The sequence below is a fragment of the Paenibacillus solisilvae genome (genome assembly GCF_042656405.1).
Classification (GTDB): domain Bacteria; phylum Bacillota; class Bacilli; order Paenibacillales; family Paenibacillaceae; genus Paenibacillus_Z; species Paenibacillus_Z solisilvae.
On record NZ_JBHSOW010000030.1, the window covers coordinates 63,737 to 85,466 of the forward strand.

At 49.3% G+C, this 21,730-nt stretch carries 18 protein-coding genes, 1 tRNA gene and 2 pseudogenes; 19 read left to right on the forward strand and 2 right to left on the reverse strand.

Going from position 1 to position 21,730, the window contains the following annotated elements:
• Positions 1–11 precede the first annotated feature (11 nt).
• From pstB to ACFPYJ_RS08355, 9 genes are all read left to right on the forward strand, one after another.
• On the forward strand, positions 12–773 hold the full coding sequence (pstB, locus tag ACFPYJ_RS08315) for a phosphate ABC transporter ATP-binding protein PstB (RefSeq protein ID WP_379187633.1): 762 nt from the start codon (positions 12–14) through the stop codon (positions 771–773).
• Between the two features lie 54 nt (positions 774–827).
• Positions 828–1,487: a phosphate signaling complex protein PhoU gene (gene phoU, locus ACFPYJ_RS08320; RefSeq protein ID WP_379187635.1), complete on the forward strand. Its 660-nt coding sequence runs from the start codon at positions 828–830 to the stop codon at positions 1,485–1,487.
• Positions 1,488–2,624: 1,137 nt separating this feature from the next.
• Complete coding sequence (locus ACFPYJ_RS08325) at positions 2,625–3,908, forward strand: GGDEF domain-containing protein (RefSeq protein WP_379187636.1); 1,284 nt, start codon at positions 2,625–2,627, stop codon at positions 3,906–3,908.
• Positions 3,909–4,016: 108 nt separating this feature from the next.
• Positions 4,017–5,192, forward strand: coding sequence for an EAL domain-containing protein (locus ACFPYJ_RS08330; RefSeq protein ID WP_379187637.1), 1,176 nt, complete (start codon positions 4,017–4,019; stop codon positions 5,190–5,192).
• A gap of 129 nt (positions 5,193–5,321) precedes the next feature.
• Positions 5,322–7,985 (forward strand): DNA polymerase I, encoded by a 2,664-nt coding sequence (gene polA, locus ACFPYJ_RS08335; RefSeq protein ID WP_379187638.1) that lies wholly within the window; start codon positions 5,322–5,324, stop codon positions 7,983–7,985.
• 233 nt (positions 7,986–8,218) lie between these two features.
• Complete coding sequence (mutM, locus tag ACFPYJ_RS08340) at positions 8,219–9,082, forward strand: DNA-formamidopyrimidine glycosylase (RefSeq protein ID WP_379187639.1); 864 nt, start codon at positions 8,219–8,221, stop codon at positions 9,080–9,082.
• Between the two features lie 156 nt (positions 9,083–9,238).
• Positions 9,239–9,940, forward strand: a complete 702-nt coding sequence (gene ytaF, locus ACFPYJ_RS08345) for a sporulation membrane protein YtaF (RefSeq protein WP_379187735.1) — start codon at positions 9,239–9,241, stop codon at positions 9,938–9,940.
• 13 nt (positions 9,941–9,953) lie between these two features.
• Positions 9,954–10,550 carry a dephospho-CoA kinase gene (gene coaE / locus ACFPYJ_RS08350; protein WP_379187640.1) on the forward strand — a complete coding sequence of 199 codons (597 nt, stop codon included), beginning with the start codon at positions 9,954–9,956 and terminating at the stop codon, positions 10,548–10,550.
• A complete protein-coding gene (locus ACFPYJ_RS08355; RefSeq protein ID WP_379187641.1) occupies positions 10,547–11,131 on the forward strand; it encodes a lytic transglycosylase domain-containing protein in 585 nt (194 codons plus the stop codon). Before coaE ends, ACFPYJ_RS08355 begins: the two co-directional genes overlap by 4 nt.
• Before the next feature lie 69 nt (positions 11,132–11,200).
• Here ACFPYJ_RS08355 and ACFPYJ_RS08360 read toward each other — a convergent pair whose 3' ends face one another.
• Positions 11,201–11,413 carry a small, acid-soluble spore protein, alpha/beta type gene (locus tag ACFPYJ_RS08360; protein WP_379187642.1) on the reverse strand — a complete coding sequence of 71 codons (213 nt, stop codon included), beginning with the start codon at positions 11,411–11,413 and terminating at the stop codon, positions 11,201–11,203.
• A gap of 130 nt (positions 11,414–11,543) precedes the next feature.
• Between ACFPYJ_RS08360 and nrdR the strand changes: the two genes are divergently transcribed.
• Positions 11,544–12,023 (forward strand): transcriptional regulator NrdR, encoded by a 480-nt coding sequence (nrdR, locus tag ACFPYJ_RS08365; protein WP_379187643.1) that lies wholly within the window; start codon positions 11,544–11,546, stop codon positions 12,021–12,023.
• A 47-nt stretch (positions 12,024–12,070) separates the two neighbouring features.
• A tRNA-Ala gene (locus tag ACFPYJ_RS08370) sits at positions 12,071–12,146 on the forward strand.
• A 471-nt stretch (positions 12,147–12,617) separates the two neighbouring features.
• On the opposite strand, the gene ACFPYJ_RS08375 is transcribed toward ACFPYJ_RS08370, so the two are convergent.
• A complete protein-coding gene (locus ACFPYJ_RS08375; RefSeq protein ID WP_379187737.1) occupies positions 12,618–13,778 on the reverse strand; it encodes an ROK family protein in 1,161 nt (386 codons plus the stop codon).
• Between the two features lie 238 nt (positions 13,779–14,016).
• On the opposite strand from ACFPYJ_RS08375, the gene ACFPYJ_RS08380 reads away from it, so the two are divergent.
• From ACFPYJ_RS08380 to ACFPYJ_RS08415, 8 genes and pseudogenes are all read left to right on the forward strand, one after another.
• Positions 14,017–15,285 (forward strand): nickel pincer cofactor-dependent isomerase, group 22, encoded by a 1,269-nt coding sequence (locus ACFPYJ_RS08380; protein WP_379187645.1) that lies wholly within the window; start codon positions 14,017–14,019, stop codon positions 15,283–15,285.
• A gap of 58 nt (positions 15,286–15,343) precedes the next feature.
• Positions 15,344–15,474: pseudogene (locus tag ACFPYJ_RS08385) on the forward strand (gluconate 5-dehydrogenase); the annotation flags it as partial.
• A gap of 15 nt (positions 15,475–15,489) precedes the next feature.
• On the forward strand, positions 15,490–16,293 hold the full coding sequence (larE, locus tag ACFPYJ_RS08390) for an ATP-dependent sacrificial sulfur transferase LarE (protein ID WP_379187646.1): 804 nt from the start codon (positions 15,490–15,492) through the stop codon (positions 16,291–16,293).
• Between the two features lie 230 nt (positions 16,294–16,523).
• Entirely contained in the window at positions 16,524–17,282 is a 759-nt protein-coding gene (gene larB, locus ACFPYJ_RS08395; RefSeq protein WP_379187647.1) for a nickel pincer cofactor biosynthesis protein LarB, read from the forward strand.
• Positions 17,279–18,175, forward strand: a complete 897-nt coding sequence (gene larC, locus ACFPYJ_RS08400) for a nickel pincer cofactor biosynthesis protein LarC (protein ID WP_379187649.1) — start codon at positions 17,279–17,281, stop codon at positions 18,173–18,175. Before larB ends, larC begins: the two co-directional genes overlap by 4 nt.
• Positions 18,176–18,208: 33 nt before the next feature.
• Positions 18,209–18,432, forward strand: a pseudogene (gene larC2 / locus ACFPYJ_RS08405) (nickel pincer cofactor biosynthesis protein LarC2); the annotation flags it as partial.
• 160 nt (positions 18,433–18,592) lie between these two features.
• Positions 18,593–19,042, forward strand: a complete 450-nt coding sequence (locus ACFPYJ_RS08410) for a hypothetical protein (RefSeq protein WP_379187650.1) — start codon at positions 18,593–18,595, stop codon at positions 19,040–19,042.
• Between the two features lie 641 nt (positions 19,043–19,683).
• Positions 19,684–21,525: a UbiD family decarboxylase gene (locus ACFPYJ_RS08415; RefSeq protein ID WP_379187651.1), complete on the forward strand. Its 1,842-nt coding sequence runs from the start codon at positions 19,684–19,686 to the stop codon at positions 21,523–21,525.
• Positions 21,526–21,730 lie beyond the last annotated feature (205 nt).

The window sequence follows — 21,730 nt, forward strand, 5'->3', positions numbered from 1 at the left end:
GGAGCTTTCATATGGTACATGAACAAGGATTAGCAGCCAAACAGCTCAGCGTATTTTACGGCGAGAAGGAAGCAATCAGAAGTGTGTCGCTTGAATTTGCTCCTAAGGAAGTGACCGCGTTAATCGGGCCTTCCGGCTGCGGTAAATCCACATTTCTCCGGAGTTTGAACCGGATGAACGATACGATCGGCGGAGTAAGGACGACTGGGGAGATTCTAATTGACGGTGTGAATATTAACGAGCCTGGCGTTGACGTCGTCCTGCTTCGACAGAAGATAGGCATGGTCTGGCAGCGCCCTAATCCTTTTCACAAATCGATCTATGAGAACATCGCTTTCGGCCCGCGCTACCACGGCATTCGTAATAAGAAACAGCTGGATGAGATCGTTGAAGAATGTTTACGGAAGGCTGCATTGTGGGAAGAAACGAAGGATCGTCTGCATAACTCCGCGCTTGCACTCTCCGGCGGTCAGCAGCAGCGTCTGTGTATAGCCCGATCCATCGCGGTTAAACCGAAAGTCATTCTGATGGATGAGCCGGCTTCTGCCCTTGACCCCGTCTCAACCGCTAAGGTGGAGGAGCTGATCGCTGAGCTGAAGCAGGATTACACAATCGTCATCGTTACCCATAACATGCATCAAGCTGCCCGAGTGTCGGATAAAACAGCCTTCTTCTACTTAGGCAAAGTCGTCGAATACGATAATACGGAAAAGATGTTCACTAATCCATCGGAAAAGGCAACGGACGATTACATTTCAGGACGATTTGGCTGATCATAACAATAATGTGGAGACTTCGGTCGACCCATGGAACAGGAGGACGGCCTTTTGGTTAAACGCAAAGAGCTGGATGAGGGGCTGGAGCAGCTGAAGGTGATGCTGCTGGAAATGGGGAACATCGTCGAGACTGTTCTTGGTGAGGCGATGGAAGCATTGGCCGCCGTTGACGTTGACAAAGCGAAGGCGATTATTAAAGAAGATATTAAACTGAATCTGCTGGAAGAGAAAATCGATGATCTGGGTGCTCGTATCATTGCGACGCAGCAGCCGGTTGCTAAGGATCTTCGCCGTATTCTGATTGCCTTCAAGATGGCCAGCGATCTTGAGCGAATGGGGGACTTATCCGTCGATATCGCCAAGGTGGTCTTGAGGCTCGAGGGACAGGAGCTGATCAAGCCCCTGATCGACCTGCCGCAAATGGCCGAGATCTCTCAGCAGATGATCTACGAATCCATTCAGTCCTATGTGCAGGAGAACGTCAATCTGGCTTACAAAATGGCCAAAGACGACGACCAGGTGGATGCGCTGTACAGCCAGGTTATCCGTGATTTGTTCGCCCTCATGATTGAGAACCCGAAGACAATTTCGCAGGCCAGCCTAATCAGCTTCGTTGGCCGTTACATCGAGCGCATCGCCGACCATGCCACTAATATCGGCGAGAGCGTCGTTTATCTGGTGACCGGTAAACGCCCGGATTTGAATACCTAAGCACGAACCACTATCACTAAGGATCCAGCGATTTGTTCGATCATCTGATACAGATAGCAGCTTATCACGACCGGTGTGCGGACCGCCAGCCAAAGAAACCTCTAACCCCATGTTCTAATGGGGTTAGAGGTTTCTTTGGCTGGTGAAATCTTGCACACATCATGTGTATTTAACATTACCCGGTTCATGATGTAAACTTCGATATTTTTTACAAATAATCAACACTCACACTCGCCGTCCAGTCCACATTAATAGATCGCCAACCAGCACGACTGGGTCATCCCAGCATGCAAAGATCGCCGCGGAGCACGCATTGGCGTCACCAGCACGCAAAGATCGCCAACCAGCACGACTGGGTCATCCCAGCATGCAAAGATCGCCGCGGAGCACGCATTGGCGTCAACCAGCACGTATTGATCGCCAACCAAGCACGACTGGGTCATCCCAGCATGCAAAGATCGCCGCGGAGCACACATTGGCGTCAACCAGCATTCATTTATTGTTTTCAGCCCACACTGAGGTCGAGCTATACTGGATTTCATACAGGATAGAGATCGAAATTGGTTCGATGAGAGAGCTATACTGGAGATCGTACAGTTATATAGACTCAGTGAGTGAATTATTGTTTAATTTTAGTGATTTAGGTGGATATATCCAGTATAGCTCCCATGTGGAGGCCAATTAAGCTTATTTTACTGGAGATAATCCAGTATAGAAGGGTTACTGACAGGAAGGCGAATTGGATTTCGCTAATGTCTGCAATTAAGGTCTGGCTCCAGAATCATTTGGCTAACTTCGGGAACATGGAGTCCATATTTTCTATACCGTATGCAGTTCCCGGCGTGCGGTGTGTCGGTGCGTGTCAGTAGTCAACCACAGTTTAACTCCTTAATACATAAAATTAACAATCCAAGAACGCTCGCTTCACAAACGCTTGATACAATAGGACTAATAAATTACGAAAATTAGTTAATTGTACTCAAAACGATCCGGCCGGCGAGGGGTTTGCGTGGACGAAATTGGTTATGGACTTCTAGATCGTACAATGATTCATCGAATAACTGAAAACTGGCATCATGGTGGTCTGGGTGTTATTATCGTTCATTTGCCCGAGAGAGGAGCCTCCGTTTTGGAGCTGTGCAACTTTGGGCGGCAGAGCAGCGAAGACTCGTATGGCGTTATCGGATGGAAAGTGATTTTTTCTTTTTTCTGAAGCTTCAGAAGTCTGATGAGCGGGTGGACAAGCTAACTGCGAAAGCGGTCGAGTCTCTGCGCAGCAGCTTGAACCGAGCACAATCCGGGCAATCCGCTCTACGCGGCGGGAAAAAAAGACCTAGCTGCGTCATAGGCAGCGCAGTTGCGTTTCCTTCGGGAACCGGACGTTCGGCAGAGGCGATGGTGTATGATGCGATTCGTGACGCATTAACGGCGGTTATGCGGTATCGCATTCGTGAAGAGACACCTGCTGCTCCTCTGCGTCCAGCCTTTCAAGAGCTTGAGCCGGACCCGCGCAGCTGGAATTCCTCTTTTGCAATCGGTCGGCTGGCGATGCCAATTTCAACCTTCAACACGACATCCCGCGTATCGGAAGTGGCTAAGATGTTCGAAGCCAACCAGCATGTTCAAGGGGCTGTTATTGTTGACCAAGGGTGTCCGGTTGGTCTGGTTATGAAGGAGAACATGAATCAGCTGCTTGCCGGACAGTTCGGATTGGCGCTCTACTGGAGCCGGCCCATTGAGAAAATCATGGACGATGATGCCTTGATCGTGGATGCGAGTCTATCGGTGGAACACGTCGCGCAGCTTGCGATGGCGCGTGATATTTCACGCTTATATGATGTGGTAACCATTACGAAGGACGGCCTGCTCCTTGGTGGGGCGTCGATTCGATCTATATTGGAATGTATGACTAATTTGCGGACTGAGGAAGCGCGAACTGCAAATCCGTTGACAGGTTTGCCGGGCAATGCATCCATCCAGAGCGAGATGAAGCGGCGCATTGAAACCGGTCATCCATTCTCGATCATTTATGCGGATTTGGATTATTTCAAATGGTTCAATGATTACTTTGGATTCAGCCATGGCGATGAATTAATTCGTTTCATGGCTTCTGTGCTGGAGGAAGCGACCCAGCATGACGGAGATCAAGCGGATTTTGTCGGCCATATCGGAGGCGATGATTTTATTATCCTCTCAAGTGCACCTGATCCAGACAGACTGTGCAAGCAGATGATTTCACGGTTCGATAGAGATGTAAAATCTTATTACGGTGGCGCGTATGTGTCGTCGGTCATAGATCGCAGCGGTAACCGCGTTGAGCAGGAAGGGGTTACCTTATCGCTGTCACTCCTTCTGTGGGATGGACGAAGTCCAATAAGCGGCGGTCTCACAAGCTGCTGCCTACTTGAAGAAAAAGGCTAAGGCAATGAACGGCAGCGCTTATATAAAAGGTGACATTTGTCAAAAGCACCCGGGGAAGGAACGATCATAGACGTGAGACGAGACACCCATATAGGAGCAGCATTCCGCTTGCAGCCTGAATTCAGCGGCTCTACAGGAATCATTTATCTGGCATGGCATGGCAAAATGAAGGACATGGGCGATTATCGTTCAATCCTTCATATGAACTGGAAAAGATTCGTCGAGCAGGCGATTTTGGAGCATAACTGCAGCGGACGTGATGAAGTCTGCTTGAGCGGCCAGTGGATACGCAATGATCTGTATCTCTGCCTGCAGCTGCCTCATGAGACGGAGGAACTCGAGGAGCAGCTGCTGGAGCTGGGAAACCGGCTAAAGAAGGATTGGGGGCGGCGCTTTCGCTTCATTTCCCTTAGTGCCGACCTCTACCCCTGGCTTGCCGGGCTCAAATTGCATGCAGGTATTGCTTTGTTATCCGGTGAAATGTCTGAAGAAGACCGGTGGTATGAAGGGATCAAACGGGCGATTGTTCACGGACAGTCAGCCTGCAGCACCGAGCGAAGCCTCAAACGGCGTGCTCTGGAGCAGTACATTATAGGCCGCACCATCAACTCGGTGTATCAGCCGATTATTTCGCTGAAGGATTCCGAAGTTTACGGGTATGAGGCTCTTTCTCGTTTTCCGGACAAACGCTGGTTCGAGGGGCCGCAGCAGTTGTTTGATTTTGCCGCAAAGGAGGGACTTATGTACCCGCTTGACAGGCTGGCGAGGGAACGGGCAATTGAAGGCTGCAGCGGACTAACCGCAGGTCAGAAGCTGTTTATTAATATTACCGCCCAGATTATGGAGGATCCATCATTCACGCCGGGCAAGACCCTGCAGCTGCTGGAGCGCTTCGGCTTGTCGCCAAGCAATGTGGTGTTCGAAATTACAGAGCGTACGTCCATCGAGGACTTCGGCTCAGCTAAGAAAATCCTCAATCATTATCGCAAGCAAGGCTACCAGATTGCCATCGATGATGCAGGTGCGGGCTATTCTTCACTGCAGTCTATTGTGGAGCTGCAGCCTGATTTTATTAAGATCGACCGCTCCTTGATAAGCGGAATCCACCTTGATCCGATGAAGGAGCATATGGTACATACATTTACAGAGATGGCGGCCAAAATGGATACTTCCCTCGTAGCGGAGGGGATCGAGGAAGAGGAGGAGCTGCTGCATATGAAAGCCTTGGGCATTCCGTATGCACAGGGCTATTTTCTCGGCAGGCCGCAGCAGTCGGTCGGTTAGCGCAAACGGCAGCCATAGTGGAAAATGTGATAAGCTTTGCCGTGCTGTCCCTTTGGATAGTGTGGGAAAGCTTGTCTTCTTTATGCTATGATAGACCATAGGAAAAACAAGGTGAGGTGTGCTTTTCGAATGGAAAAGTGGATGTTGATTGATGGTAATAGTATCGCCTATCGGGCTTTCTTTGCAATGCCGCCGCTGACGAATTCGGCCGGACTGCACACAAATGCAATATACGGATTTACGACGATGCTGCTGAAGCTGCTTGAGGAAGAAAAGCCGACGCATATCCTTGTTGCTTTCGATGCGGGCAAGGTGACTTTTCGCCATGAAGGCTATACGGAATATAAAGGCGGACGTGAGAAAACGCCGTCTGAATTATCGGAGCAGTTTCCTGTCCTGAAGGAGCTCATCCAATCTTTCGGCATTGCCCAATTCGAGCTTCCTGGCTATGAGGCCGACGATATAATTGGAACGTTAACGAAGCTGGCGGACGAGAAAGAAGTGGAAGCGATTGTCGTCAGTGGAGATAAAGATATGCTGCAGCTTGCTTCAGAGCGCGTCACCATCGCGCTTACCCGTAAGGGAGTAAGTGAAGTTGACCGGTACCAGCCGAATGAAATCATGGAGAAATACGGGATCACTCCGCAGCAGATCATTGATCTGAAGGGATTGATGGGCGATACCTCCGACAATATTCCAGGGATTCCCGGAGTCGGCGAGAAGACGGCCCTTAAGATGCTTCATGAATTTGGCACAGTGGAGGAAGTTCTTGCCAACACGGACAGCCTCAAGGGCAAAATGAAGGAAAAGGTCGAGGCGCATCAAGAGGATGCCCGGATGAGCAAGAAGCTGGCGACGATCTATCGTGAGGTGCCGCTTGAGGATAAGGTGAACGAGATCGCTTACAGCGGCTACGATGAATCCCAGCTTGCGGCCATGTTCCGCAAGCTGGAGTTCAAATCGCTCATCGAGCGGCTGGAGCTGCCTGAGGCTGGCGGCGTCGGTGGCGCTGCTACTGAAGAAGCCAAATACGAAGTCGTGCCGGCTCGAAATCTGTCTGGCGACGAGTTGGCAGCTTTCTTGGCTCAATCAGAGAGCGTCTATTTCGAGGCAATCGGCGAGAATCCGCATCAGGCGAAGCTGATCGGTATTGCGGTTGCCGGAGCGGGCGGAGAGAAAATCGTCGTCATCACGTATGACGAGCTGATGGATCCGGCGGTAGCCGAACCTGTTCGCAGATGGCTGGAGGATGGAGATGCACCTAAGCGAGGCTATGATTTGCATAAGGCAGAGCTTGCGCTCGCTTGGATCGGCATTTCGCTGAAGGGTACGGCATTCGATGTGCTGCTTGCCGCTTATCTGCTTGATCCTACAGAATCGAATCAGACATTAGCTTCGCTTGTTCCCCGCTATCAGCTGCCGGGGCTTGCACCGGATGAAACGGTTTACGGCAAGGGAGCCAAGTTTCTCGTGCCGGCTGCCGAAATTCTTGCCGGTCATCTCGCAGCCAAGGCTGAGGCGATTCGCAGATTAATCCCGCTGCAGCAGGCTGACCTTGAGACAGGCGGCATGCATAAGCTTTATTACGAGCTTGAGCAGCCGCTCGCTATCGTCCTTGCCGGAATGGAGAAGCAGGGGATTAAGGTCAATGCGCATACACTTGAAGACCTCGGTTCGGAGCTAGCGCAAGGAATAGCCCGTTACGAGAGCGATATCTATGCCCACGCCGGGATGGAGTTTAATATCGGTTCACCGAAGCAGCTTGGCGATGTGCTGTTTGATAAGCTTGATCTCCCGGTTATTAAGAAAACGAAGACCGGTTATTCGACGGATGCCGAGGTGCTGGAGAAGCTTGAACCTTATCACGAAATTGTTAAGCTGATTCTGCACTATCGCCAGCTGTCGAAGCTGCAATCGACTTATGTTGAAGGTTTGCTGAAGGAAATCCGCCGGGATACCGGTAAGATTCATACGTATTATCGACAGACCATTGCCGCGACCGGCCGGCTGTCCAGTCAATTCCCGAACCTGCAGAATATTCCGATCAGGCTGGAGGAAGGACGCCGTATTCGCAAGGCGTTCGTGCCTTCCGAGCCAGGATGGACCATTCTGGCAGCGGATTACTCGCAGATCGAGCTTCGCGTTCTTGCTCATATATCAGGCGATGAACGCTTGAAAGAAGCTTTTATCCAGGATATGGATATTCATACGAAGACCGCGATGGATGTATTCGGCGTGTCCGCTGATCAGGTTGATTCCAATATGCGCCGTCAAGCGAAGGCTGTTAACTTCGGTATCGTTTACGGAATCAGTGATTTTGGCTTGTCGAACAACTTAAATATAAGCCGTAAAGAGGCCTCGCAGTTTATCGAGCAGTATTTTGAGGTGTTCCAAGGCGTCCGGGCTTACATGGACAATATTGTCGCTCAAGCCCGCCAAGACGGTTATGTCACCACTCTGCTCGAACGCCGCCGCTATCTTGCGGATATTAAGGCATCGAATTTCAACCTTCGTTCATTCGCGGAGAGGACGGCTATGAACACGCCAATTCAAGGTACAGCTGCCGATGTTATCAAGCTGGCCATGGTCAGGATGGATGAGCAGCTCCGTGAACGCGGACTCCGCAGCCGGATGCTGCTTCAAGTGCATGATGAATTAGTGTTCGAGGTTCCGCCTGAGGAGCTGGAGCTCATGAAGACATTAGTGCCGGAAGTGATGGAGAACGCGCTGGCTCTTGATGTACCGCTCAAGGCCGATGTTAGTTTCGGTGACAATTGGTATGAAGCAAAATAAGACATGCCCCGCCTAATCAGGTATAATGGAGTGCAAGAACTGGGAAGTGAGAAACAATATACACGCATCCTGCGGTTGCAGGCACTGCTTAACAAGCTATAACAGAGCTTGAAACATATGGTTGCAGATGCTGTTATATAAGCTGCGACATAGCTTGTAACTAGCGGTTATAGGTACTGCATCCAAGCTGCGACTTTCCCTTAGTTAACGGATACAGCGGGGAGGAATTAATAATGCCAGAATTACCGGAAGTAGAAACCGTGAAGAGGACGCTCAACCAGCTCGTTGCCGGTAAGCAAATCGAACGGGTAACGATAACTTTGCCCCGCATTTTACAGCGGCCCGCAGAGCCTGAGCAGTTTGCCGATATGCTGGTCGGCCGTACGATTGAGTCGGTAGAGCGCAGAGGGAAGTTTCTAAGAATATTATTCGATGGCCTCGTTTTGGTTTCCCATCTTCGGATGGAGGGACGCTACGGCGTTTATGAGCAGGGAGAGCCGGTTGAGCTTCATACCCATGTTAGATTTCACTTCGTCGATGGGACGGAGCTGCGATATAAGGATGTACGCCAATTCGGAACGATGCATTTGTTTGAACCAGGTGATGAATTTGTGCTGCCGCCGCTGAATAAACTCGGCATCGAACCGCTTGATGATGCGTTCACGCTGCAGACGTTTAAGAAAACATTGGCTAAACGAACGACCCGGATCAAACCGCTTTTGTTGAATCAGGAATATGTCGTAGGCCTCGGCAATATCTATGTGGACGAGGCGCTCTTCAGCGCTGGGATTCATCCGGAGCGGTCGGCCGATTCATTAAAGACATCCGAATGGGCGAGGCTGTTCGAGGCGGTACGGGCAACGCTCCTAAGAGCCGTCGAAGCAGGCGGATCCTCGATTAAATCTTATGTCAACGGACAAGGCGAGATGGGCATGTTTCAGCATGAACTGCTGGTTTACGGACGGAAGAATGAACCGTGCAGCAAATGCGGCAGATCCATTGAGAAGCTCGTCGTTGGCGGACGGGGAACACATATTTGTACACACTGTCAGCCGCTTTCTAAGCCGCGCCGTACGGTCAAGCTAAGTTCTAAATAATGCACGACTGTGTGCAACCTGCATATGATGTACCATTCATGTTCTGGGCGAATGCACACTTCTTTTCACTGTCGTCTTCCTCCTGCCGCTTCATGCGGCAAGCGGACTACGCGTTAGGGAAGTGCTGCGAAGAGCCATCATGGGAGGGACACCGTGTTGTTCGTACACGCAGCATCGTTGATTTTACTTGCTTTTGCCGTTAGCTTGGATGGTTTCGGTGTTGGAGTTACTTATGGATTGCGCCGTATCCGGATACCTGTTCTATCCGTCGTCATTATTGCTCTTTGCTCAGGTATAGTTGTGTGGGTTTCAATGCAGATCGGAACCGTGCTGAGCGGCTATATGTCGCCTGGTTTTGCAAGAGGAATAGGTGCCGTTATTCTTATTCTGATTGGCAGCTGGGCATTAGTGCAGTTCTGGAAAAGAAGGAATCAGTCCGGGGAAGATGAGCTTGAGTCAGCTGGAGAAGCTTCAGCGTCTTCCTTACCAGAAGGGGCACAAGGCCGATCGATGGCTTCTACCGTACTGATGATCGAGCTCAAACGAATGGGAATTGTCATTCAGATTCTGCGAACGCCGCAGATTGCCGACGTTGACCGGTCGGGAATTATTTCATCATCCGAAGCCTTTTTGCTCGGCATTGCCTTATCCCTTGACAGTTTCGGCGCTGGATTGGGAGCTGCGATGATCGGCTTCTCGCCGCTGTTAACCGCGATCGTAATCTCTACGGCAAGCGGACTCTTCCTATTGGCAGGCATGCAGCTTGGTTTCAAATTTGCAGCTTGGCGCGGCATGCGTGCATTATCAGTGTTACCAGGAATAATGCTCATCGTAATGGGCTTAGTGAAATTGCTATGAGGTGAAGGAACGAATGAAACTTGGATTAACCGGCGGCATTGCCTGTGGTAAAAGCACCGTGTCGGCAATGCTCGCTGAGAGGGGCGCCAAGATCGTCGATGCGGACCAGTTCGCCCGGGAAGTTGTGCTTCCCGGGGAAGCTGCGCTCCAAGCTATTGTGGCTGCTTTTGGACAAGCCGTTTTGAACGAGGATGGAACGATGAACCGCAGTGCGCTCGGAAGCATCGTATTTGGCAATCGGGAGAAGCTCACACAGCTTGAATCGATTCTTCATCCTGCTATTCGTACACGAATGTGGGAGAGAATCAGAACCTATGAGCAAGAAGATCCTGCTCAGCTTATTGTTGCCGATATCCCGCTTCTATATGAGACAGGACAAGCATCCCTTTATGATGGCGTCATGGTGGTGTACGTACCGCGTTCCATTCAGATTCAACGGCTCATGACGCGTAATGACATTACAGCTGAGCAAGCGGAGCAGCGGATATCACTGCAGATGGATATTGAAGAGAAGAAGCAGCTGGCTAATTACATCATTGACAATAGCGGAACGTTAGAGCAGACAGCGCTGCAGGTTGAACGGTTCTGGCATAATCAAGGGTTGTCATGAAGAAGAGAAGAAGAGTAGTCAAGAAGCGGTTTCTGCTCGTTATTGTTATTGTGCTGCTGGCCATGTTATTTCTGAAATCGGACTGGATGAACAGATGGCTCTACCCCATCCATTATCAAGATGATATTCAAATCAGTGCCGGTAACTACCAGCTTGAACCGCATTTACTGGCTGCTATTATTCGTGTGGAGACCAATTACAGCGCAGATGCGGTATCCAAGAAAGGTGCAATCGGCATTATGCAGCTCATGCCGGATACAGCCGAATGGATTGTTCAGAAAGGCGGCTTCACGAATGTGACTAATGAGTCCTTGTCCAGTCGAGCTGATATCAGCATTGAGGTTGGCTCCTGGTACTTGAAGTCGCTCAATGATCAATTTAAAGATAATAAATACGTTGTTATCGCTGCTTATAATGCCGGGCCGGGCAAGGTAAGCCGTTGGTTGGAGGACGGAACCTGGGATGGACAGCTTGAAACGGTCGATCAAATTCCATACGGAGAGACCAGGCATTATGTACAGCGTGTCATTTATTATTATAATAAGTACAAGAGGTTATATCCGGATTTTGGGGCACAATGAGAAAGAAGCCCTGGCCGGTTCACCGGTTAAGGTGTCACGGCCAAGGCTTCAGTTAAAAAGCCTCATTAATTATTTACCTGCAAGGGATTGTTCAGCGATTTGTACCAGCTTACGAGTAATGTAGCCCCCTAGGGAACCAGCATCACGCGTAGCCATGTTTCCGTAGTAACCATCTTGTGGGATGGCGATGCCAAGCTCTTGCGCGACCTCGTATTTCAGTTGGTCTAACGCTGCAGAAGCTTGCGGCACTACTAGTTGATTGCTGCTTTTATTTGTGCTCATGAGTTTCACCTCCTTGCGGTTGGTAACAGTATTATGTGCAGAAATGAATGTTTCATTACAGGGAAGAAGTGGGAAAATGTAATCAGCACGATTTTGAGAATCGTATGCTTATAAGATGGAGGATCAACAAATGAAATGTCCGTACTGCGACTATGCGGGAACGAAAGTGCTCGATTCCAGACCTGCGAATGACAACAAATCGATACGCCGCCGCCGCGAGTGCGAGAAATGCACAAGGCGCTTCACAACCTTTGAAATGGTCGAAGAAACGCCATTCATCGTCATCAAGAAAGATGGAAGCCGTGAAGAATTCAGCCGCGACAAAATCCTTCGTGGACTGATCCGCGCCTGTGAGAAGCGTCCGGTTCCCGTGGAGAAGCTGGAGGTCATTGTCTCTGAAGTAGAAAAGGAAGTCCGCACCACTGCCCAAGCGGAAGTTGAAAGCCGTGAAATCGGAGAGCTGGTCATGTCCCAGCTGTACCCGGTGGATGAAGTAGCTTACGTACGTTTCGCATCCGTCTATCGCCAATTCAAAGATATCGACATGTTCATGAAGGAGCTCAACAGTCTGCTCTCCAAGCATCCCATCGGAAATCTGAAAAAGGATTGACAGTGTTCACGCCAGATGGTATGATCTACCTTGTCGTCACAATTCACGGGGCCTTAGCTCAGCTGGGAGAGCGCATCGCTGGCAGCGATGAGGTCAGGGGTTCGATCCCCCTAGGCTCCACCAAACCTTAAATTCAAACCACTTCATACGAAGTGGTTTTTTTTATGGTTTGGTGGAGCCCATATAGGGGGCGAACCCGGGTTCGCCCGCGCGGACGGAATGAATGCATAAGCTTCGAAGAATCAACATCAAGTGCAGGAGCACGGCGTCTGAATCTACCGCTAACAGTCCTCACCCGAATAAGCTTCGTCAGCATACGATCAGGATTCATACATCCCTTGATGGGTAGACGAGTGATTAACGAGTCGATCCCACTAGGCTCCACCAAACATAAAAGATAAAAACCTTGAGAAATCAAGGTTTTTTTGTTGTTCTAAAAAAGGACACATTGAACAAAAAAGTGAAACGAAATAATGATAGCACATCTGTAGCTGTTGATATTATACCGGCTTCAATTAATCACTGAAACAGAATGAAATACATAGAAGAAGGCGCCAATAGGGCGCCTCGTTTAGTATTCCCTATCCCAATGATCTAACCTCGGCGTAAATTCAAAGTGGGGACTTGGAGAAATTTCTGTATCGCGAGGGCGCATGCACCAAGGACGCAAGACTGCTTTCCGGTTGCGGATATCTTCATTTCGCGGTAATGGCTGATTCGGGAATGCATATGCTGACGGATCTCGTCCAAGGGATTCTGGTAAAGGCGCAACAACTCGCTATCCAGCACGATGACCTCGGGATTGTAGATGTTGATAATGTTATTTAACCCGATGGACAGATAGTAAATATACGTCTTCATTGCTTCATGGACTTCGGTATCACCTTCCTTTAGCCAAAGATGTATTTGTTCATATGTAACGGGGGTGCCGTGCTTATCCGCACTCAATTGTTGAAAGACACTCGCTTCGGAAGCGTATTTCTCCCAGCATCCTTTATTGCCACAATTGCATGTGTGACCGTCAGGAACTAAAATCATATGGCCAATCTCACCAGCGAAACCATCTTGCCCGCGGAAGAAAGCATGGTTAATCATCATGCCTAAGCCAATGCCTGAGTATAAGGTAACACATAGCAAATTATCCGTTTCGTGATGGAAAAAAGTGCGCTCCGCGAATGCGCTAAGATTAGCGTTGTTCTCCAAGTGCACCACGACCCCAAGCGCCTTCTCGAGTTCGGTTTTTAACGTTACGTCATGCCAATCGAACGAAGGGATGTAATGAATGACTTCTTCTGTCGATACGAGACCGTGAATGCCGATAACGATTCCTACAATGCCATACCTGCAGGATGCATACCGTTCTAGGTATGATCGAATCGATGTAAGGAGCAGGTTTAAAATGTCCTCATACAATGTCGTTTCAAGCGGGATCGTATCCGTTGCGACGATTGAGCCTTGCAGATTGGCAACTGCGAACGAGACCCTTCCGAACTCCAGATCGATGCCAAGAGCATAACCCGCCTCCGCATGAATGGAGAGCATTATGGGCTTGCGCCCGACAAGGTTGTATTCCATGTTTTTCTCTATGACCAGCTCTTCATCGAGCAGATCGGAGACCTGGGCCGATATTGTTGCTCGCGTTAAGGCGGTTGCTTTGGATAGTTCGGCGCGGGAGATCATTCCCTCTTGTAAAATATGTTTAATAATCAAGGATCGATTCATTTTTTTGATATAGGATGCATCACCTGTAACCATCACTACTTAATCCTCCAAATCCGAATTGATAAGCCATCATATTGTATAACATGGTGCATGAAAAACCTACGACTAGAGGCAAAAGATAGAATTGACAATGATTTTGAGGGTTGATACATTAATACTATAATTGATTAGTTTGCTAAACAAATTAATTATGAGGGCATAATGATCCGGCGTCAATAACATGAGATCAACCGCAAGTTGTAGCGGACTAGAAAAGGAGCGAGGGATAATAATGGGGATTCTTCAAGAGCTTGTGAAAGATATTCCGATACCGAGGATGGCGAAAGTTAAAGTGAATTTCGACGAGACCAGAATCGATGATTTGGCAAGCGAGTTACTGCCAAAACTGCAGCGAGAAGCCATTGCGGGAAAAGTAAGGCCGGGCATGGAAATTGCGATTGCAGTCGGCAGCAGAGGACTTGACCGGCTCTTGGAGATTACGGCCGTAACCGTGAAGTTCTTGCAAGACGCCGGAGCGAAACCTTTTATTGTACCGAGCATGGGTAGCCATGGCGGAGCGACGGGGGAGGGGCAGCGTGAAGTGCTGGCGCATCTTGGTATTACAAAGGAGACGGTAGGCTGTGAGATCAGGTCATCGATGGAGGTCGTCCAGATTGGCGAGTTGCCTAATGGATTGCCCGTCTTTGTCGATCAATTCGCCGCTGCCGCAGACGGCATGGTTGTCATTAATCGAATCAAGCCTCATACCGCGTTCCGTGGCGAGGTTGAGAGCGGCATGATGAAGATGATTAGCATAGGGTTGGGCAAGCAAAAAGGAGCGGAAGCTTGTCACCAGCTCGGATTTAAATATATGGCTGAGAACGTGCCGGCAATGGCCAAGATGATTATGGAGCACAAACCGCTGTTGTTCGGCGTCGCTTCGGTCGAAAATGCCTTCGATAAAGTGGCGCTCATCGAAACGATGACGCCGGATGAAATCGTGGAAAACGAGCCTGCGCTGCTCGTTCAGGCCAAAGCGCTGCTGCCTAAGCTGTATTTTGACCAGCTTGATGTCCTCATTATCGATCAGATCGGGAAGAACATTAGCGGCGACGGCATGGATCCGAACATTACAGGACGTTATCCGACGTCTTATGCTCATGGCGGACCTGATGTGAACAAAATGGCAGTGTTGGATCTGACCCATCAGAGTGAAGGAAATGCCAACGGCGTTGGAACGGCCGATTTTACGGCGCAACGGCTGGTGGACAAAATGGACCTCGAGAAAACGTATGCGAACGGCTTGACGTCTACTGTCGTCGCGCCAACGAAGATTGCTACGACACTGCCCAATGACAGGGAGACGATTCAGGCGTCCATCAAGACTTGCAATATTTTGCATTTCGAACAAGTCAGGATGGTTCGGATCAAAAACACGTTGGAGCTTGGCGTGATCGAAGTATCCGAAGCATTGCTGGACGATGTGCGACGTCATCCCAAAATGGAAGTCGTCCAGGGTCTGTACGAACTGTCTTTCGATAACGAGGGCAACTTATTTTAACGGTAATGGAGGAGAGTGGTAATGCCTCACTTGCCAAGTTTCGCCAAGCGTATGTTGGCCGATGAAACGGTTCGGAACGCCGGAGGAGCTGCAGGGGGCCGCAGTTTGGCTCGCGCCGGACAATGCATCGGGCTTTGTCACCGGAACACTCGTGCGCGTGGAGGCGGCTTCGGCAGCATGACGATTTAGAGAGGAGACTTAAGATTGATAACAGATAAGTATGTTGCCCTGCAAGAGATCCTGCGTGAGATGGGGTCAGTCGTCGTTGCTTTCTCGGGAGGAGTGGACAGCACGTTCCTGCTGAAGGCTGCCGTGGAAACGTTGGGTGCGCAGCATGTTCTGGCTGTAACAGCCGATTCCGAGACGTATCCGACAAGCGAGCTGAAGGAAGCAGAGCAGCTGGCGGATCTTATTGGGGTGCGTCACGAGGTCATATCTACCTCCGAGCTAGATATTCCTGGGTACGCGGAGAACAATAAAAACCGCTGCTACTTCTGTAAAAGCAGCCTGTTCGACCATCTGCTTCCTTTGCTTGAGGAGAGGGGCTTCGCCAATATCGTATACGGAGTCATCGCGGACGATATGAATGAGCACCGCCCGGGCATGCAGGCCGCCAAGGAAAGAGGCATTCGGGGGCCTCTGCTGGAAGCTGGCTTATACAAGCGGGAGATTCGTGACTTATCCAACGCATTCGGTTTGCCTACCTGGGATAAGCCTTCCTTCGCCTGTCTGTCATCTAGGATCGCCTATGGCGAGACAATTACGAATGAGAAACTGCAAAAGGTGGAGCGGGCTGAGGCTTATTTGAAATCGCTTCATATTCGTCAAGTTCGTGTGAGGACACATCAGAATATTGCCCGAATTGAGGTTGAACCCGGCGACATGGCTGGGGTTCTGTCCAACCATGAGGCGATTGTTGAGCGTTTGCAGGCTTATGGCTACAAATACGTTACGCTGGATCTGGTCGGCTATCGGAGCGGCAGCATGAACAAATCGCTTAACCTTTAAGCCGAATCTATATTCGAGCTGAAAAAAAAGGAAAGTAGTCGAATGTCAACTTGATTGGGAAAGTAGAGCGTTTCGAGGATATTAAAAACAATATTCCCATGGGCGAAGCCGTGCTTCCAAATTGCAAGATCAGCAGGAAGTATAAAGAGATTTACGGGCGTGATACGAGGAATTGCAGCCCGCATTGCACCTTTATTCTAAACAACTCAAAACGCTAAGAGGTGAACAGCGTGCTGGAAAACATTTTAAAGCAGGTGCAGGACGGAAGCATGAGCGTCGAGGACGCATCGAAGCGATTGGCTCCGTTCGAAAATCTCGGCTTCGCGAAGGTCGATCATCACAGGAAAAAGCGGCAAGGTTTCCCTGAGATCGTGTACGGCGAGAACAAAACTGCGGAACAGATTATTGGCATCGCAACGTCACTGCAATCGCAAAACAACGAGGTGCTTGTTACACGGGTTACGGCGGAGAAAGCCGGTTCGATTCAAAGCGTTTGTCCGGATTATGTCTATGACAACATTTCCCGGCTTCTCTACTGGAAGAGCTCCGATCAATCAAGCAGCAAGCGTGAAGGATACATTGCCGTTATCGCAGCAGGGACATCCGATATAAGCGTCGCGGAGGAGGCGGCGGTTACCGCCGAAGTGCTTGGGAGCAAGGTTCACCGCATTTACGACGTCGGCGTTGCAGGCATTCATCGTCTTCTGCATCATGCTGAGGAAATTCAGCAAGCGACGGTTTCCGTCGTCATAGCCGGCATGGAAGGTGCGCTTGCCAGCGTCGTAGGCGGCTTGGTGTCGCATCCGGTCATAGCTGTCCCGACTAGCGTTGGCTACGGGGCAAGCTTCAACGGACTGTCGGCGCTGCTAACGATGCTCAATTCTTGCGCTTCGGGCATTAGCGTCGTCAATATTGATAACGGTTTCGGAGGCGGCTACAACGCCACACTTATCCATCAACTTATTCACAAAGGGGAAGGCTTGGCATGAAAACCTTATATATCGACTGCTTCTCCGGCATTAGCGGAGATATGTTCATCGGAGCGCTGCTCGACGCGGGCGGCGACCTGGATTTGCTCCAGGAGGAACTGAATAAGCTTCATATCAACGACGAGTACGAGCTCAAGCGGGAGACAATCGTCAAAAACGGCATTACGGCCGTGAAGTTCGATGTAGTGCTCCTTCATCAGCCGAACAAGGATGCACATGTACATGAGAATATGCATGAACATGATCATTCACATAGTCACGAGCATTCGCATAGTCACGAGCATTCACATAGTCACGATCACGCTCATCACCATGATCACGACCATAATCAGGGGCATCTTCACACTCATGACCATCATTCGGACCGCGTCCATCATCACCATGAGCATCGGGCGTATAAGGACATCGTTCGCTTAATCGAGGATTCCGCTTTGGACGATAAGATCAAGCAAACGACTCTGGCGATTTTCCAGAAAATCGGGGAAGCCGAAGGCAAAATTCATGGCATTCCGCTAGAACGCGTTCACTTCCACGAGGTGGGCGCCGTCGACTCCATAGTGGATATCGTTGGGGCGGCCATTTTGATTCATCAGCTGCAAATTTCGAAGGTCGTCTGCTCCCCCATTCCGGTCGGCAATGGCAAAATTCGCATAGATCACGGTATTTATCCCGTGCCTGCGCCAGCCACACTCGAAATGCTTAAAGGGATACCGATTGAGCAGTCGCATATTAGAGCCGAGCTAACAACACCGACGGGCGCAGCGATTGTTGCGGTTCTCGTGGAAAGCTTCGGTCCAATGCCCTCGCTGAGTGTGGAGTTCGTCGGCTACGGAGCAGGAACAAAGACGTTCCAAGAACAGCCCAACGTACTTCGTGTCATGATTGGTGAATAATCGAAATAACGAACGTGTAGAGGAGCACGCCAGATGGGAAAGCAATTGCCACCGCCAAACGAGCATACGGATAACGCGGTGGTGAAAATGGAAGTGAACTTGGACGACATGCCAGGCGAGTGGCTCGGCTACAAGTTATGGATCTGCTCTTTGAACATGGGGCGAACGACGTCTATTACACGCCGATCTACATGAAGAAGAACAAGCCAGGCACGCTTCTACATCTGCTATGCTCCAATCGCAAAATCAATGATATATGGGAACGAGTGATCGTTATAATGTTCTCTTATGATTATTGTAAACGACATTATTTCACATGGAGATGAGGCGAAAGTATGATTAACAAAATTTGGATAAAATGCCATAATGATGTTAGATGCTGGCCGGCTCTATATAAAATAAAGTGAGGGATTTTAATTGAAACTTAAAAAGTTACTTATTCCTATTCTTGCAGGAGCCAGCATTCTGGCGATTGCTCAGTCTGCGACAGCAGCATCTATCCCAAAGCCATACTATGAAACGACAGACATTATAGAGGCACATCCAATCCCAATCGCATCGGGTCAATTTAACTTTGGCTATCTTAATCCCCAAGAAGATGTCGACTATTACGTATACAAGAACAATACAGATGATTTTCAACATGTTCAGGTGTACTTGGCATCTCCGCTTGGTTTAAATTATGATTTTTTGGTGACGGATTATAATTCTCGTCCTTTTCTAGTTCAAAGCCGTGATCGGACAGATGTTTTTGATCAATGGTTGCCACCAGGATATGTATGCTACTTTTTAGTTGCTGCACACAATCATGGAAGTTCCGACCCTCTGAGGAATTACGTTTTTTGGTTAAATGTAGTTAACGATTAAATAAGTGTAGCGAATATCAGTTAGATCACTTGGAGAATCTTGCCCCAAACGGCCGGATATGGCGCTTTACGAGATTGTCCTTATTTGTATAATAATCTTGTTCTTACTCTCTTGTTACTATGTTCGTATGCTTTTAAGAGCGGAGCGTTAAAGCACGAGCAGCGCGCATTTGCTTCTGTTGGTTGGCTCGGTTTTAAAATACCGTCTGTGTAACTTTATACGTAGAATAAGAGGCACTCCATTGAGAGTGTCTTTTTTGTTGGAATAAAAAGGGATAGGATGAATAATGTCGAATTACCCTCTGATATTTATGATGAGATTTGGTAGTTGTAGCTTGCATTCAAGTTCACGATTAGCTTCGTGGACTTTTTTTATCTAGTGGAATGGCCATTGGGAGATGAATCTCTGTGAGTTCGTCCGCACGGATGGAATGTGAATACTGAGAATGGAGGAGCACGGGGTCTTACGGATGAAAGTCCTTACCTGAATAAGCCTGGTTGGCTGATCCTTAATTTATTACATAACAGGACATATACTTTCTTTTCACCAAGATAAGATTATAATTAAATATAACAAGGAATTCGTACAATAAATGAGGGCGCAGAAGAAGAGAGCCCGCTTCCAGAGATTGGAGTCATACAATGATCTATCGCAATTTAGAGGAATGCATCATCGATTTGGAGAAAAATGGGCATTTGGTCCGCATTCATGAAGAAGTTGATCCTCATCTTGAAATGGCCGCGATACACATGAAGGTGTTTGAAGCCGGCGGCCCTGCATTGTTATTCGAAAATGTAAAAGGGTCGAAGTTTCGTGCGGTATCCAACCTATTCGGGACAGTGGAGCGCAGCAAGTTTATTTTTCGGCAGACCTGGGAAGCGGTGCAGAACGTAATCGCGTTGCGCAGCGATCCCATCCAAGCATTTAAAAATCCATTTAAACATATCGGGACGGGGCTTGCAGCTAGGAAAGCACTGCCGCTTAAGAAATCCGGCAGTCAGCCAGTCGCCTTTCAGGAAATTAACATATCCGACCTTCCGCTTATTAAACACTGGCAGGAGGATGGCGGCGCTTTTGTCACCCTGCCTCAAGTGTATTCGGAAGATCCGGACAAGCCGGGAATCATGAACTCCAATCTGGGCATGTACCGGATCCAACTGAGCGGAAACGACTATGAACTGAATAAAGAAATCGGCGTGCATTACCAGATACATCGCGGCATCGGCATTCATCAGGACAAAGCGAACAAGCTAGGCTCCCCGCTTAAAGTCAGTTGTTTCATAGGCGGCCCGCCTGCGCATACGCTGTCGGCGGTTATGCCTTTGCCGGAAGGCATGAGCGAGCTGACCTTCGCGGGCTTGCTGTCGGGGCGGCGGTTTCGCTACAGCTATATCGATGGCTTTTGCATCAGCAATGATGCTGATTTTGTCATTACAGGAGAAATTCATCCGGGCGAAACCAAACCGGAAGGGCCTTTCGGCGATCATTTGGGGTACTACAGCCTTACGCATGAGTTTCCTGTCATGAGGGTGCATAAAGTGTATGCCAGAGCGGGCGCGATTTTCCCATTTACCGTCGTAGGCAGACCTCCTCAAGAGGATACCGCATTCGGCGAACTCATTCATGAATTGACCGGAGATGCGATCCAACAAGAAATTCCAGGGGTTAAAGAAGTTCACGCAGTCGATGCAGCAGGCGTCCATCCCTTGCTCTTTGCGATTGGCAGCGAGCGTTATACTCCCTATCAACAAGTGAAACAGCCGGCTGAGCTTCTTACCATCGCCAATCGGATTCTAGGGACAGGACAGCTGAGCTTAGCGAAGTTCTTATTCATTACGGCAGAAGAGAACCGGGCCTTAGATACACATCACATCGAAGGATTTTTGACCTATATCCTGGAGCGTATTAATCTACATCGCGATCTTCATTTTTATACAAATACGACGATCGATACGCTTGATTATTCAGGCACCGGATTAAACACCGGCAGCAAGGTGATATTCGCAGCGGTTGGAGAGAAGAAGAGAGAGCTGTGCAAAGAGGTTCCGCCCATACTGAATGAGCTGCAGGGGTTTGGGAATGCAAGATTGGTGATGCCTGGCATTGTTGCGCTCCAAGGTTCCGCATTTAATAATTACACGGAAGCGCATCGGGAAATACAAGGCTTATGCGACGCGATTGCGGCCACTGGTCCGATTCCTTCCTGCCCAATGATCATTCTGTGTGACGACAGCCGGTTTTTAAGTGAGTCCAATAATAATTTTCTTTGGGCGACTTTCACGCGGAGCAATCCATCGCATGATATTCATGGCGTAAACAGTTACTACGAGAACAAGCATTGGGCATGCGACAATGTCATTATTGATGCCCGCGTCAAACCGCATCAAGCACCGCCATTAATTCCGGATCCCGTTGTCGAGAATAACATCGAGCGGTTGTTTATTAAAGGCGCCAGTCTTGGCAGCGTTCGGCTATCAAAGTAAGCTTCGAAGTGAGGAGTTTGGAGCAAGCGGCTGCAGGCAAGGAGTTATAACGAAAGATTGATGAATGTCACAGAAACGTTCGCAATGCCAGGTGGCTTTGCGAACGTTTTTCTATGTTTGTTATGCCGGACTATACAGGCAGGCTGCTGGCTGTATTTGAAGCGAGGGAACTGAAGATTCAAGCCCAATCTTCTCTGCCTCAGAC

Excerpts from the sequence above, each read along its gene's own strand:
- pstB (WP_379187633.1), top strand. The coding sequence starts at position 12 with ATGGTACATGAACAAGGATTAGCAGCCAAACAGCTCAGCGTATTTTAC.
- polA (WP_379187638.1), top strand. The coding sequence starts at position 5,322 with ATGGAAAAGTGGATGTTGATTGATGGTAATAGTATCGCCTATCGGGCT.
- mutM (WP_379187639.1), top strand. The coding sequence starts at position 8,219 with ATGCCAGAATTACCGGAAGTAGAAACCGTGAAGAGGACGCTCAACCAG.
- coaE (WP_379187640.1), top strand. The coding sequence starts at position 9,954 with ATGAAACTTGGATTAACCGGCGGCATTGCCTGTGGTAAAAGCACCGTG.
- ACFPYJ_RS08355 (WP_379187641.1), top strand. The coding sequence starts at position 10,547 with ATGAAGAAGAGAAGAAGAGTAGTCAAGAAGCGGTTTCTGCTCGTTATT.
- ACFPYJ_RS08360 (WP_379187642.1), bottom strand. The coding sequence starts at position 11,413 with ATGAGCACAAATAAAAGCAGCAATCAACTAGTAGTGCCGCAAGCTTCT.
- nrdR (WP_379187643.1), top strand. The coding sequence starts at position 11,544 with ATGAAATGTCCGTACTGCGACTATGCGGGAACGAAAGTGCTCGATTCC.
- ACFPYJ_RS08375 (WP_379187737.1), bottom strand. The coding sequence starts at position 13,778 with ATGGTTACAGGTGATGCATCCTATATCAAAAAAATGAATCGATCCTTG.
- ACFPYJ_RS08380 (WP_379187645.1), top strand. The coding sequence starts at position 14,017 with ATGGGGATTCTTCAAGAGCTTGTGAAAGATATTCCGATACCGAGGATG.
- larC (WP_379187649.1), top strand. The coding sequence starts at position 17,279 with ATGAAAACCTTATATATCGACTGCTTCTCCGGCATTAGCGGAGATATG.
- ACFPYJ_RS08415 (WP_379187651.1), top strand. The coding sequence starts at position 19,684 with ATGATCTATCGCAATTTAGAGGAATGCATCATCGATTTGGAGAAAAAT.